This window comes from Alkalibacillus haloalkaliphilus C5 (assembly GCF_000269905.1).
GTDB lineage: Bacteria > Bacillota > Bacilli > Bacillales > Alkalibacillaceae > Alkalibacillus > Alkalibacillus haloalkaliphilus_A.
The window spans coordinates 1-13,204 of record NZ_AKIF01000081.1; the positions used below are offsets into that span (position 1 = coordinate 1).

General features: G+C 35.7%; 14 protein-coding genes and 1 pseudogene. 3 read left to right on the plus strand and 12 right to left on the minus strand.

Features of this window, described 5'->3' with window-relative positions:
* Nucleotides 1-287: RsmD family RNA methyltransferase (locus A194_RS0109580; RefSeq protein ID WP_017186631.1), on the minus strand; the 287-nt coding region annotated here is incomplete at its 3' end.
* A 279-nt stretch (nt 288-566) separates the two neighbouring features.
* Entirely contained in the window at nt 567-1,958 is a 1,392-nt protein-coding gene (locus A194_RS0109585; RefSeq protein ID WP_017186632.1) for a hypothetical protein, read from the minus strand.
* Nucleotides 1,959-2,109: 151 nt separating this feature from the next.
* Between A194_RS0109585 and A194_RS0109590 the strand changes: the two genes are divergently transcribed.
* Entirely contained in the window at nt 2,110-2,499 is a 390-nt protein-coding gene (locus tag A194_RS0109590) for a DUF7147 family protein (protein ID WP_017186633.1), read from the plus strand.
* A 36-nt stretch (nt 2,500-2,535) separates the two neighbouring features.
* Here the strand turns inward: A194_RS0109590 and A194_RS0109595 are convergent, their stop codons facing one another.
* The 3 genes from A194_RS0109595 to ylbD are packed head-to-tail and all read right to left on the minus strand — an operon-like array spanning nt 2,536 to nt 3,732.
* Nucleotides 2,536-2,826: a YlbG family protein gene (locus A194_RS0109595; RefSeq protein ID WP_017186634.1), complete on the minus strand. Its 291-nt coding sequence runs from the start codon at nt 2,824-2,826 to the stop codon at nt 2,536-2,538.
* 20 nt (nt 2,827-2,846) lie between these two features.
* Nucleotides 2,847-3,293, minus strand: a complete 447-nt coding sequence (locus tag A194_RS0109600; RefSeq protein ID WP_017186635.1) for a YlbF/YmcA family competence regulator — start codon at nt 3,291-3,293, stop codon at nt 2,847-2,849.
* A gap of 58 nt (nt 3,294-3,351) precedes the next feature.
* Complete coding sequence (gene ylbD, locus A194_RS0109605) at nt 3,352-3,732, minus strand: spore coat protein YlbD (protein ID WP_017186636.1); 381 nt, start codon at nt 3,730-3,732, stop codon at nt 3,352-3,354.
* Nucleotides 3,733-3,943: 211 nt separating this feature from the next.
* Here ylbD and A194_RS0109610 point away from each other — a divergent pair, with 211 nt between their 5' ends.
* On the plus strand, nt 3,944-4,306 hold the full coding sequence (locus tag A194_RS0109610; RefSeq protein ID WP_017186637.1) for a YugN family protein: 363 nt from the start codon (nt 3,944-3,946) through the stop codon (nt 4,304-4,306).
* A 200-nt stretch (nt 4,307-4,506) separates the two neighbouring features.
* Nucleotides 4,507-5,565 (plus strand): sporulation integral membrane protein YtvI, encoded by a 1,059-nt coding sequence (ytvI, locus tag A194_RS0109615; protein WP_017186638.1) that lies wholly within the window; start codon nt 4,507-4,509, stop codon nt 5,563-5,565.
* A gap of 88 nt (nt 5,566-5,653) precedes the next feature.
* Here the strand turns inward: ytvI and A194_RS0109620 are convergent, their stop codons facing one another.
* From A194_RS0109620 to A194_RS0109650, 7 genes and pseudogenes are all read right to left on the minus strand, one after another.
* A complete protein-coding gene (locus A194_RS0109620; protein ID WP_017186639.1) occupies nt 5,654-6,109 on the minus strand; it encodes a DUF420 domain-containing protein in 456 nt (151 codons plus the stop codon).
* 5 nt (nt 6,110-6,114) lie between these two features.
* Nucleotides 6,115-7,035, minus strand: a complete 921-nt coding sequence (gene ctaG, locus A194_RS0109625) for a cytochrome c oxidase assembly factor CtaG (RefSeq protein ID WP_017186640.1) — start codon at nt 7,033-7,035, stop codon at nt 6,115-6,117.
* A gap of 156 nt (nt 7,036-7,191) precedes the next feature.
* Nucleotides 7,192-8,117, minus strand: a pseudogene (locus A194_RS18055) (ABC transporter permease).
* A gap of 11 nt (nt 8,118-8,128) precedes the next feature.
* Nucleotides 8,129-9,130, minus strand: coding sequence for an ABC transporter permease (locus A194_RS0109635; RefSeq protein ID WP_017186641.1), 1,002 nt, complete (start codon nt 9,128-9,130; stop codon nt 8,129-8,131).
* Nucleotides 9,131-9,243: 113 nt separating this feature from the next.
* On the minus strand, nt 9,244-10,929 hold the full coding sequence (locus A194_RS0109640; RefSeq protein ID WP_017186642.1) for an ABC transporter substrate-binding protein: 1,686 nt from the start codon (nt 10,927-10,929) through the stop codon (nt 9,244-9,246).
* 52 nt (nt 10,930-10,981) lie between these two features.
* Nucleotides 10,982-11,950 (minus strand): ABC transporter ATP-binding protein, encoded by a 969-nt coding sequence (locus A194_RS0109645; RefSeq protein ID WP_017186643.1) that lies wholly within the window; start codon nt 11,948-11,950, stop codon nt 10,982-10,984.
* The gene (locus A194_RS0109650) at nt 11,925-12,944 is read right to left on the minus strand and encodes an ABC transporter ATP-binding protein (RefSeq protein WP_017186644.1); all 1,020 of its coding nucleotides are present in this window, start codon (nt 12,942-12,944) and stop codon (nt 11,925-11,927) included. Before A194_RS0109650 ends, A194_RS0109645 begins: the two co-directional genes overlap by 26 nt.
* Nucleotides 12,945-13,204: the final 260 nt, after the last annotated feature.

Genomic DNA, 13,204 nt, shown 5'->3' on the forward strand with positions numbered 1-13,204 from the left:
AAAATCTCACATTGATCGTTTATCTTGAGCTTCTTCACATTATCTTTAACCGTTTGAATAGCAGGATACTGATGGTCTACAAATACAACAGAACTCATACCTCTACTTATTGCTTCGATTCCTAAATTACCACTACCTGCGAATAAATCTAAAGCACTTCCACCATCGAAATAAGGGCCAATTTGATGGAATAACGATTCTTTAACTTTATCGGTTGTTGGCCTTGTTTTCATGTTAGGAACTGCTTTTAACGGGTGTCCTTTAAAACGACCTGATATAACTCTCATGGTATCACCAACTTCACGTTTCTACTTCATACTATTTCCATAAATCATTAATAAATAATGAAACTATTTAGCAACTAAAAAAATTAAAGACAAATGTATAAAAAAATGAACCTGGTAAAACTGTCTACTAGGAACGGTATTGAGGAAATCCGTTCTATTCGGAGAAGTCTTATCATTCCCCATAAGACCTTCTTCCGGTTTCTCCTCTCCCTTTTTGTACTCTTTGCATAAGCAAAGAGACTTTGGCTCTTTTTCAATTTGATTGGAAAAGAGCCATTTTTATCTAATCATGATCTCGTCATCAGAAAATGAAAATGTAAAATCAAATAAATCCTCAATTAAAGAATAGTCGACATATAAGTCATTTCCATACTGAAACCATGTATCCGGCTGAACAGAGTAGCGCCGATCATTAACTGTATACACATCTCGATTGACATAAAATCGATACCGATCATTTTCAAATTGGATAAACCACTCGCTTCTTCCATTAACATTAAAGCCATTTAGTTCTACTAAATCAATAACGTGTTCAACACTTACATATAAACCTTCACTTTTTAATCTAACTGATAAGTCAACTTGTTGTTCATCTAAATAAACTATTCTCGAGTCAATTCCTGAAAGTGGTACGAAAATGTTAGATTCATAATTTTGTTTAATGAAATCAACCTCATATCCTAATATGTCACTCAACAGTTGATCAATATAGTTTAGTAAAGTTTCATCGACTGGCCGTTTCTGTTCTACGAGTGAATTAAACAAATGATCTTGCTGCTCTTCTGTTAATTGTTGCTTAAGTTCTTCTACAATTTGCCCACCTTCACCGATAAAGAAATATTTAGCTAACTCATTTACAACCCAATTATAATCATCACTGTAGTTTTTAGTAATTGATTTTAAATGACTTTTTAACAGCTCAGAATTAACACGACCAACGTCATCGACTATGACCATTTCACTTAAAGTAATTGATTCAAGTTGATCACTAATAACAATCAACCGATTATGAACCAGTTCTTCATATTTGAAAAAATCATTTTTTTCCTGATCAGTAAGCTCTTCTGATTCAGTAGAATATATGCCTGTATCTTTTATTTCTGTGACTAACTTAAGATTCTCATAAAACTTATATAGAGGTAAGTTTTGCTCACCATATAGCCGCCATTCATAATAATGGATCGATTCTCGTTCATTTGATGTCACTGGTTTCATTGAACTAACCCATTTACCTTCTTTGTTAGCTAAGAAAGAAACTGTTTTTTCTTTTTTTACGTCAGCAATTTGAACCGGCTGTAACTTAATTAACCAGTCTTGATTATATTTAACTCCTGAAATCAATGGTTCAATTGGCGCTTCATATGTAATCGTTAGTTCATTTAAGTTTTCGACAACTAAGGTCTCATCTTCTTCTATTTCACAACCTTCATTATTTACACATGATATATTTGTAATAGATTGAGGGATTTTAGCTTCATAATTGATTTCATTCAATTCATTAAATGTATGTTCAATTGTTAAGTAATTACTTTGTTCATCTATAGTTACTTGTTCTTCGATCATTTCCTCATCGGATTGCGCCGACATATTTTGATGATTTTGCCATTGATAAAACCCTAACAATGTACTTGTAACTAACGAGAATATTAAAATGCCTGTAAGAGCTCTCATTTAAGGCTCTCCTTCTTCATTACAATTGTAATAATTTTTTCAATTATTTCCGTTATTATTTTACCAAAATCGACACGAAGTTACTATGTTTAATTAACAAAAATTCATTTCCGTGCTAAAGTATTGATGAAGTATACTAAGGAGGGTCCGTATGACACAACATTTTATTAAGTTAGGTGAAGGATACGGAGACGTCTATGAATTAATTACACTAATTGATTCAATGCCAAACCGTGTTAAACATTTACTGGCTTTTCATACACATAAGCAAGGACAAGATGTCACATCTATCGCTGCTATATGCCAACCTACGTCTATTGGCCATTTTCAACCTGTTTACATTTGTTTAGAAGGAATCCCTAAACCTGAGGAAGGTCAAGGTAACGTTAGGTATGATGCTTTTAAGGCAGTTAGTGAGCGAATTGGTCTCAATATTATTGAACTTGATGTGCAACCATCAACAACATATTATGATGAAGAATTATTTTATCAACAACTTATTGCTGTATTAAGATTAAACCACCTGTTGCCACCAATCTAATAAAAAAAAGAGTGAGGATCTTGCTCCTCACTCTTTTTAGATTCCACTTTGATAATAGCCTTCCAGTTCTGCATCTAAATCATGTGTCTTTTCAACTGCCCCTTGATAAGCAGTATCAACATAAGGTTTATATGATAAGTCAACGTTTGTAACGAAATGAAGACGTTCAAGCTGTTCGACAATATTAGATACATCTTCCTGGTTAACATAGATTACGGCATACTTTTGACGTTTAGATGCGTAAATCACGTGTCCGAAACGACGAAGTTTTCTCAACTGTTTAATGTGCTTAAACCAAACTACGATTCCTTGGCGTTTTGTGAACATCGATACTCCTCCATTCTTTACTAGGACGCTTGGCAACCACACTGGCCACCACTACCGCAACCACAGCCATCTCCTGTATCTTTCAGTGCTACACCATCTTTTGGAGCTTTAATGTTAGGGCTAATCGATTTAGCGACAATTTCAGATACGTCATCTAATAACATTTGCAGTTGAGTTTCTGTCTGTTTATAACTAGCAACTGTTTCATGCATATCTAATTCTCTTTTTAATTGTCTTATTTCTTTCATAATTTTGCTGTAATCTGGATGATAACGACCAAAGCGTTGTACATCTTCATAATCTGCTTTCATCTGTTGAAAGTCTGTCATAAGACGATTCGCTTCAGGATCATTGTATAGTTGATCTTTATGATTTGTATATATCTCATAGTCTTCTGACTCTTTAATCATTTTACCTAGCTTTTCTGCTTGTTCTAATACTTCTAATACTTCTGTGTTAGCTAGCATGAACACACCTCCATACTTGTATCATAACAAAATCTAATACTTATTACCATTGTTAGAATTAAAATGGAAATCGATTACCTCTATGTGGTGGACGCCTTTTTTGTTGTTGAAATTGGTGACTCAAGTGTTGAATCTGGTCAAGTGCTTTAGATAGTTGCCTTATATTTTTATCAACTTGATCTACATCAAGGTCAGCTAACTTCTTTACGATCCCTTGAATATGATCTGAATTTACCGGAAATGCTGATGTGGTTTTATCTTCTTCTAAACTTTGTTCAAATTGGTCCCAAAAGCTTGAATGGTGTCCTTCATCAGTCCAAGTATCATATAATTGTTGCCACGTATATTCTTTATTTCTCACCCGTTGGACTAATTCTGGTCGATTTTGCACAAACTGTTTAAAGTCCTCTAATTCTTTCGGCAGACGAATATGACTCATACAATTCACTCCTTTAAGAAGATTTGCCCTATAATAAAATACGCTTAAACGTATTAATGAGTTCATTCGAAATCAACTATATTAATTTGTTTTCGGTCTAATTTTGAATAATTTGTTACACATCATATATATTTGTACAGAAATAATTGATAAATTAGCGATTTCATAATATGATGAGTTTGATAAGAAGATTTTAGAAGAGGTGAACGAGATGGAAATAACTAAGTTCTCAATCGACGGCGCACAAGTTAAACAACAACCTTTAACTCATGCACTTGAGCAAAACGGGTTTGTATTAGCTGAACAATGGGATTACGAACGCGTCACATATGATTTAAAAATTAATTCTCCAGAGAAAAACATTACTTATTACTTAAGATTACGCGGGTTAGCTGTTGAAGGTAGTGTTGAAAAAGGTTCAGCTTTAATTAAGCTTATGCCACCACTACTAGGTAAGCACTACTACCCACACGGTGTCGAATACGGTGAAGAAGAATTCCCTAACAATGTCCATGAACGTGTTGACCGTGTACTTTCAAAAGTCGAAGCAGACCTTAAAGAATTTGAAGAGTAAGAATAATAATTATCAAAATGAAAGGTGACCTTAGTATGACTAGGGTCACCTTTTAAAAACAATTACATGTTATGAGATTATTTCTAATACAATAGTAGCAGTGTAGTTTGAATTGTCATAATCTTTAGACCCTGTACTATTCAAACCTACAAGACCGTGCTATAGTTATAGTATGTATATGAAAGGGGACTTAAATTGCATTGCTAAAAAATATATCTAAAAAACAGTGGACCATTATTTTTACTATTATCATTCTAATTGTGGTTGGGTATTTTATCCTACCTATATCCATTCCACTTATTTTAGCGTTCTTCACTGCTTTGTTTCTTAACCCAGTCATTCGCTGGTTCATGCGACGATTTAGGATGAACAGAACAATTGCTGTTACGATTGTTTTCTTAATCTTTCTATCTATAATCGCAACGATTGGTACATATACTACAACGAAGGCAATCGGCCAAGTTGTTAAAATTACTGAAAACGCACCAGAATATATTAAAAACGTTGAAACTATTTTGATTGAACTTCAAGATGACATAAATGCATTCACCGAAGATTGGCCAGCCCATTTTGTTCGTGAAGTTGAAGAAACAGCTGCTGAAAACTTAGTGTCTTTAGAAACACAAATTATGGATTATATCCAAATTGATAATATTGCACAATTCATATTAAAAATACCAGAGTTTCTCATCAGTTTCATCGTTTATATGATTGCCCTCTTTCTGTTCATGCTCGATCTCCCTAATTTAAGAAACAAGATGTATAGCATGATGACAGATCAAACTCAAGAAAAGTTCAAGTTTATGAATGCTCGATTAGCTTACGTATTACTCGGATTTTTAAAAGCACAGTTTTTAGTCAGTTTAATTATTTTTACCGTGACTTTAATATCGTTACTATTTATAACTCCAGAAATTGCGTTAATTATGTCCATTATTATTTGGGCAGTTGACTTAATACCGATCATCGGTTCAATTATTATTTTAGCACCTTGGTCGATTTACATGTTTCTAGTCGGTGATATGTTAATGGGCATACAACTCGGTGTTTTAGCAATTGTACTATTAACAATCCGTCGTACAATCGAACCAAAGGTGATGGGTCACCATATCGGTTTAAAACCATTACCAACACTCATTGCTATGTATATAGGGCTTCAACTAATCGGTATATTAGGCTTTTTCTTAGGACCAATAGTCGTAATCATTTTTAATTCGGCAAGAGAAGCTGGAATAATAAAATGGCGAGTTAAATTTTAATTATTCTCCCCCTAATTAGTTCGAAACTAATAGGGGGTTTTTTGATAAAAAAACTGTCCAGCGTATCATTACGCTGGACAGGTATAACTTAACCACCAAATATCGCTCTAAATACGCTAGTGCTATGACCACCTTCATAAAGAACATACAGAAGTAAATAAACTACTACACCTGTAATTGCAGTGAAAAACCAAATAATACTAGTGTATGGCCCAAGTTTACGATGTTTTTCTATCTTTCGTTTAAACGCTAAATATAACGTTACTAAACCGAAAGCACCACCTGTAGTAGCCAAAATAATATGGAATACCATAAAGATTGTGTAGTAAGCTTGCATTTCTTCAGGACCGCCAAAACTTGTATTACCAATAAAGATCGTACGTGAAACATAAAGAATAAAAAATGTTAAAGCCGAAATTGCTGCTGCAATCATAACTTTTTTATGTGCAGCATACTTCCCCTTTGAAACCAAATACCAGCCAATCGCTACTAAAATAGCACTTATGATAATAAACAATGTACTAATCGTTGGTAAAAACGGCATCTATCTCATCCTCTCTCTACATTAGGTGTAACTGGTTGTATATCTTGTGGCAACGGATCAATACCACGCGTTCTTTCACTCCTAAACCATCCATAGAAGATACGGGCAATGATTGCGCCATATATTAATTCTTGTGATACTTTCATAATAATACCTGCTGCCTGTTGATCATATACGAGAGGCATATTCATAAACACTTGCGGACCACCAAAGCTCATACCATCTAGTACACTTGGCGGCACACATAATGCTAATGCTGTCATGAATGCGTCAGGTTCTGAGTAAGTCGCATATAAAGGTGTGTCAGCGAAAATAATTAAAGCACAAGCTGGCGTTAATAACATTCCTGCACCGTAAATATACAAAATTTTAAATAGTGGCTTAACAACCATTTGCTCTTTAATTGGTGTAAAGATCGGCCACCACATACAAAATGCAAAAATGAACAACACCATCGTTACAGGCCAATGAATCAAGTTACTCGTTTTCGTAAAATCAAGAACGAACGGAACATGATACAACGAAAAAAGTATATTAAATAACACTAATGCTAAAATCGGTCTTGTAAACAACTTTAAGAAATGACCTACAATAGGTGTCGTAAAGATTTTCTTCCACCACTCTAATGGAATTCCTCTAATGACGAGTATAGGTACTAGTAAGTAAAAGACAGCCATTTGTGCCATATGTGCCATTAATATAATATGTGATAATAAATAGACAGGCGAACCTTTCGTAATGTAAAAGAGTATTATTGCTGAATACATCGATATTTTTTGACCTTTAGTAGGCCCTTCACTTAGACCCGCCTTATGTTTTAACGGCCCAGTAAATAAATAATATAATAAAATTAAAAGTAAAGTAATAACAATGATCTCAGGATTCCATAAAGCCCTGAAACCAAAGATTTGTATTTTATCCCACATAGTCTTTCACCTCTGATGGTTGCAACGTTTATTTCAAACACTAGTATACATGATTTTGTACAAAAGCTCGACTATTTAAAAGAACGTTAATAAAATTGTTGAAAATAAAAAACCGTAGCGTTTGATTTTTCAAACACTACGGTTTCACGATATGATTTAATTTTTCATTTTCGGATCAAGTGCATCTCGCAAACCATCACCGATTAAGTTAAATCCTAATACGACTAACATAATTGATACACCTGGATAAATTAAAGTCCAAGGTGCTAACTGAATGAAAGCACGTGAGTCAGCAAGCATTTTCCCCCACTCCGGCGTAGGTGGTTGGGCTCCTAAACCTAAAAACCTAATGCCGCAGCCTCTAAAATAGCTGTACCGAAACCTAATGTCGCCTGAACAATAATTGGCGCTAAGCTGTTAGGAAGTATGTGGTGAACTAATATTCGACCACGTTTCATACCTTGTGCCCTTGCTGCCATTATATACTCTTCTTCTCTCAAACTGATTACTTTCGAACGTACAATTCGCCCGAATATTGGTATGTTAATAATTGCAATTGCAATTAAAGCATTTTGTAAAGAAGCACCTAGTATTGCAACAACTGCAATTGCTAGTAGTATGCTCGGAAATGCTAACAAAATATCAAAGATTCTTGAGATTAACATATCAACCCAACGGCCATAATAACCTGCAACGATCCCAAGAATGGTACCAAAGACTAAGGCTCCTGTTACAGCAAAGAAACCAACCATTAACGATATTCTTGCACCATAAGCAATTCTCGTTAATATATCTCTTCCTAGATGGTCCGTTCCTAGCCAATGTTCAGCAGAAGATCCTTGTAAACGGTTGACAGGATTCGTCTCAGCAAAATCATTAGGTGATATTATTGGTGCAAATGCACCCAACAAAATAAAAAATAAGATAATAGAAAATCCTGTAATGGCTAAGGGGCTTTTTCTAAGTTGTCGAAAGGCATCTTTCCAAGGCGAAATTGCCTCAACCTCTTCCGAATCGTAATAGTTACTGTTGGGGTTTTTATTATATTGGTCTATTTGTTGTTTTTGATCTTTAGTTTCCATAGCTTATCCCCCTAATATTTAATCCTTGGGTCAATATATGCATAGAGTAAATCAACAATTAAGTTGATCATAACGAATATGAAGGCAATAACAAGAATTCCAGATTGAATGACGGGATAATCTCGGTAGTTGATACCTTCATACACATAACGGCCAACTCCAGGCCAACTAAAGATGGTTTCTGTTAATATCGCTCCACCTAATAAAACCCCAGTTTGTAAACCGATTACGGTTAATACAGGAATGGTTGCATTTCTTAAAGCGTGCTTATAAATAACTAAAAATTGACCTGAACCTTTTGCACGAACTGTACGAATGTAATCAGACTTCATGACTTCAAGCATACTCGAACGTGTCATACGAGCTATAATCGCCATAGGGATCGTTCCAAGTGCAACAGCTGGTAAAACTAAGTGACTTAACACTGTTAACGTTCGATCAAAATCCAAGTGCAGTAATGAATCGAGCACATAAAAATGTGTAATCGGTTCAATTGGATTTGTACTTGATTGTCTACCAGATGATGGCAACCAGCCAAGTTCTTGTGCAAAAATCCACTGTTCCATTAATGCTAACCAGAACACAGGCATCGAAACACCAATTAGAGCAACAATCATAGCAGTAATATCAACCCACGTGTTTTGTTTCCATGCACTTATTATTCCTGCGTTAATTCCAACAATAATTGCAAAAATCATCGCGAAAATAGTTAATTCAAAAGTTGCGGCAACTCGAGGTAAGATTTCAGAGCTAATCTCACCTTTAGTTCGTAGTGATGTACCTAAATCGCCTTGCAACAAATCAGCTAGATATAGCCCGTATTGAACAAAATATGGCTCGTTAATACCCATTGCAGCTTCTAGGTCTTGCATAGCTTGTTCAGTTGCCGTCTCCCCTAAAATAACTTGTGCTGGGTTACCCGGTATTAAGTGAACAATTGAAAAAACAATTAATGTCATCCCTAAAAGGACTGGTATTAACATGAGTAGGCGACGGATCGTATAGGCTAACATGTTTTCACCTCAGTTCTATTAATCTATGTAGTATATAGCCTGTAAAGCATTAATAGTTATGTTTTAAATATAGAGGGTAGTAGAGGCTTCTCTACTACCCTCCCCTTTAAATATTAATCTAATTCAACTTCTGCTAAAGACTCACTCGTTGAAGGGTGAGGTACATAGTTCTGAACGTTGCTTAATGAAGCAAGTACTGGCTCAGAGTGTACTAAAGGAATCATCGGTGAATCTTCATAGATAATCGCTTGAGCTTCCTGATATAACTCAGCACGCTCATCTTGGTCTACAGCTCTTTTAGCTGCATCAAGTAACTCATCAACTTCTTCATTTTGATAGAAAGAACGGTTACTAGAACCAGCGTTGTCCCCGTGAAGTAAACTACTTAAGAAGTAGTCAGGGTCACCGTTAGTACCAGACCAACCTAACATATATAGTTCGTGGTCACCTTGTTGAGTACGCTCTAAGTATGGTGCCCACTCTTCCGTAACAATGTTCGCTGTAATACCGATTTGAGCCAAGTCATCTTGAACGATGACTGAAACTGTTTCAGGGTCTGGCATATATGGACGTGCAACAGGCATAGTCCATAAATCAATTTCAAAACCGTCAGCATAACCAGCTTCTTCTAATAACTCAGCAGATCGATCTAAATCAAATTCATATACATCCAAATCATCATTAAACCCTAAGTAACCTGGTGGTACCGGGTTAACTGCTGGAATAGCATACCCAGCGTATAAAGCTTCAGCAATTTGTTCACGGTCAATCGCATGGTTAATAGCTTGACGAACTAATGGGTCATTAATCGGTTCTTTCTCCGTTTGGAAACCTAAGTAACCAAAGTTATTCGCAGCACGTGTATAAAGAATTGTTTCTTCATCCGAATCAATACCAGCTGCATCATCTGGATTTAAACCATCCATAATGTGAATTTCACCTGAATTTAAAGCAATTAGACGTGAAGAGTTATCAGGAATCACTTCAAAGATAACGCCATCTAACTTAGGTAAACCATCTACACGGTAATCTTCAAAAGCTTCTAAAACAATTTGATCATCACGAGACCAGCTTACGAACTTGAATGGACCAGTTCCAACTGGGTTCTCATTAATTTCAGCACCATGCTCCTCTAAAGCAGCAGGAGATGTAATCGCAAAGTAGCTCATAGCCATATTTTGTAAGAAGAAACCTAAAGGTTCATTTAATACAAATTCAACTTCATAATCACCATTTACATTAACTTCACTAATAACGTGGCCATCATCACCATGGAAGCCACCGAACATAGTTCCATACATAGAGTATGCATAACCATCATCTTCAAAGCTATAAGTATCGTCAGCACCAGACCAACGCTCATAGTTTACCTTGACAGCTTCAGCGTTAAAGTCAGTTCCATCGTGGAATGTAACACCTTCTTCTAAATAGAAAGTGTAAGTTAAACCATCATCACTTACATCCCAGTCGTGAGCCAACCCTGGTTTTATTTCAAAAGAATCTTCTTCGAAATCTAGTAAACTCTCATAAATTTGTTTAGTAACACGAGATGACTCACCATCTGTAGTACTTGCGAAGTCTAAACTCTCTGAATCACCACCACGAGCATAAACAAGTATGTCGTCGCCATCTGTTTCAACTTCAGCGCCATCATCCTCATCCTGCTCATCTTCCTCACTTGTTTCGTCATCAGAACCTGTATCTGGTTCAGATGCATCGTCACCATCATCGCCACATGCTGCTAAAAGCATGACAAAAGCGATTAACATGGCTAGTAAAAATGAGTACTTAAGCTTCATAAACTTACCCCCTAAAATATTTTATATAGATAACATTCGTTTCACATCACCTTTAGTCATATAAGTGACATGCAACATAATGTTGATCACTACCTTCTTTGAACTCTGGTTTTACCTCGCTACATACATCCATTGCAGCAGGGCAACGTGTGTGGAAAGGACAACCCGTAGGCGGATTAGAAGGGCTTGGTACATCACCTTCTAAAATAACTCGATCACCAATAACATCTGGATCAGCTACTGGTACAGCTGATAACAATGCTTGTGTGTACGGGTGTTTAGGATTCTCATAAAGCTCATCCTTATCAGCTAGTTCCACCAATTTCCCTAAATACATAACACCTACACGATCACTAATATGCTTTACAACACTTAAATCGTGTGCAATAAATATATAGGTTAAATTAAATTCATCACGTAAATCTGACATTAAGTTTAAAATTTGTGACTGTACGGATACATCTAATGCTGAAACAGGTTCATCACAAATAATTAATTTAGGATTATTAGCCAAAGCTCGTGCAATCCCTATTCTTTGTCTCTGTCCTCCACTAAATTGGTGAGGATACCTAGATGCATGAAATGGCCTAAGTCCAACAACTTCAAGTAATTCTTTTACGCGTTTTTTTCGTTCCTCAGCTGACTTCATACCATGAACTAATAGCGGTTCGCCAACTATTTTCTCTACAGTATGTCTCGGGTTTAAAGAAGCATAAGGATCTTGGAAAATGATTTGCATGTCTCTTCTTAGCTTTCTCATAGCCTCATCATCTATTTGCGTGATATCTTGATCCTCAAACTTAACTTCACCTTCTGTTGGTTCAATAAGTCGTAACAATGCTTTACCTGTAGTTGACTTACCACAGCCTGACTCACCAACTATACCTAATATCTCACCTTCGTTAACTGTAAACGTAACGTCATCAACTGCTTTAACTTCTCCAACTTTACGGCCAAATACGCCACCTTTTACATCAAAGTACTTTTTTAAATTGTTAACTTCTAAGATCGGATTCGACATGTGAGCCTGCCTCCTGTTCTTCGTTGTCATCATATAAAAAGCAACGACTACTTCTTTCTACCCCTGCATCATATAGTTCCGGATCTTCTGAAAAACATCGGTCAAATGCATATTCACAACGAGGGGCAAAACGACACCCTACTTGTTCCATTGAAACTTTTGGAACTGTACCAGGAATTGAGTATAGTTTCTGTTCTTTTTCATGTATTTTAGGTAAAGAACGAATAAGACCTTTAGTATAAGGGTGTTTAGGATCTTTTAAAATTTCACGCACTGTACCTTCTTCCACTACTTGACCAGCATACATAACAACAACTCGATCACACATTTCAGCGACGACACCTAAATCATGTGTAATAAGTAAAATACCTGTATTATGTTCTTTGTTTAAATCCCTCATAAGGTCTAATATTTGAGCTTGAATCGTTACATCTAAAGCTGTAGTCGGTTCATCAGCAATTAACACTTCTGGATCACAAGACATCGCCATTGCAATCATAACTCTTTGACGCATGCCACCAGACAACTGGTGAGGGTATTCATCGACAACCTCTGAAGACCTTGGTATGCCTACTAGATTTAACATATCAATTGCCTTACGTTTTGCTTCTTTCTTAGACATTTTACTATGCATTCTAATTGCTTCAATCAATTGGTTACCAATTGTATATAATGGGTCTAAGGAGGTCATTGGCTCTTGGAAAATCATAGATATTTCATTTCCACGAACTTGCCTCATTCTCTTTTCAGTAGCCTGAGCTAAATTTTCACCTTTGAAATTTATTTGTCCACTTACAATTTTCCCTGGGGGACTTGGTACGAGTTGCATAATCGATAAGGATGTAACACTTTTACCACATCCTGATTCACCAACAACTCCGACAACCTCACCTTTATGTACCTTGAAGCTCACTCCATCAACTGCTGGTACCTCTCCAGAGTCAGTGAAAAAATGAGTATGTAAATCTTCTAATTCTAGTATGACATCTGACATTGTTGCTCCCCCTTTAATGCACTTCTTGTCGAAAAATCTGAAACAAATCAAAATTTAAAATTTTCATAATTGTTTATGTTACTAAATATACTTAATCTTATAAAAATAATCAAGGAAATTTTATGAAAAATCACCTATTTCACTTTTTTATATTCTCTTGGATAGGTATTTATGCCTTAAGCATGTAATAAAAAAAGAGTGTCAAAATTATTGACACTCTTTTTTCTATATACTATTTCTTACTATAAATAGGAAAGATT

What these genes read in the sequence shown, in the direction of transcription:
- A194_RS0109585 (WP_017186632.1), bottom strand. Translation starts at nt 1,958, where the DNA reads ATGAGAGCTCTTACAGGCATTTTAATATTCTCGTTAGTTACAAGTACA.
- A194_RS0109590 (WP_017186633.1), top strand. Translation starts at nt 2,110, where the DNA reads ATGACACAACATTTTATTAAGTTAGGTGAAGGATACGGAGACGTCTAT.
- A194_RS0109595 (WP_017186634.1), bottom strand. Translation starts at nt 2,826, where the DNA reads ATGTTCACAAAACGCCAAGGAATCGTAGTTTGGTTTAAGCACATTAAA.
- A194_RS0109600 (WP_017186635.1), bottom strand. Translation starts at nt 3,293, where the DNA reads ATGCTAGCTAACACAGAAGTATTAGAAGTATTAGAACAAGCAGAAAAG.
- ylbD (WP_017186636.1), bottom strand. Translation starts at nt 3,732, where the DNA reads ATGAGTCATATTCGTCTGCCGAAAGAATTAGAGGACTTTAAACAGTTT.
- A194_RS0109610 (WP_017186637.1), top strand. Translation starts at nt 3,944, where the DNA reads ATGGAAATAACTAAGTTCTCAATCGACGGCGCACAAGTTAAACAACAA.
- A194_RS0109620 (WP_017186639.1), bottom strand. Translation starts at nt 6,109, where the DNA reads ATGCCGTTTTTACCAACGATTAGTACATTGTTTATTATCATAAGTGCT.
- ctaG (WP_017186640.1), bottom strand. Translation starts at nt 7,035, where the DNA reads ATGTGGGATAAAATACAAATCTTTGGTTTCAGGGCTTTATGGAATCCT.
- A194_RS0109635 (WP_017186641.1), bottom strand. Translation starts at nt 9,130, where the DNA reads ATGTTAGCCTATACGATCCGTCGCCTACTCATGTTAATACCAGTCCTT.
- A194_RS0109640 (WP_017186642.1), bottom strand. Translation starts at nt 10,929, where the DNA reads ATGAAGCTTAAGTACTCATTTTTACTAGCCATGTTAATCGCTTTTGTC.
- A194_RS0109645 (WP_017186643.1), bottom strand. Translation starts at nt 11,950, where the DNA reads ATGTCGAATCCGATCTTAGAAGTTAACAATTTAAAAAAGTACTTTGAT.
- A194_RS0109650 (WP_017186644.1), bottom strand. Translation starts at nt 12,944, where the DNA reads ATGTCAGATGTCATACTAGAATTAGAAGATTTACATACTCATTTTTTC.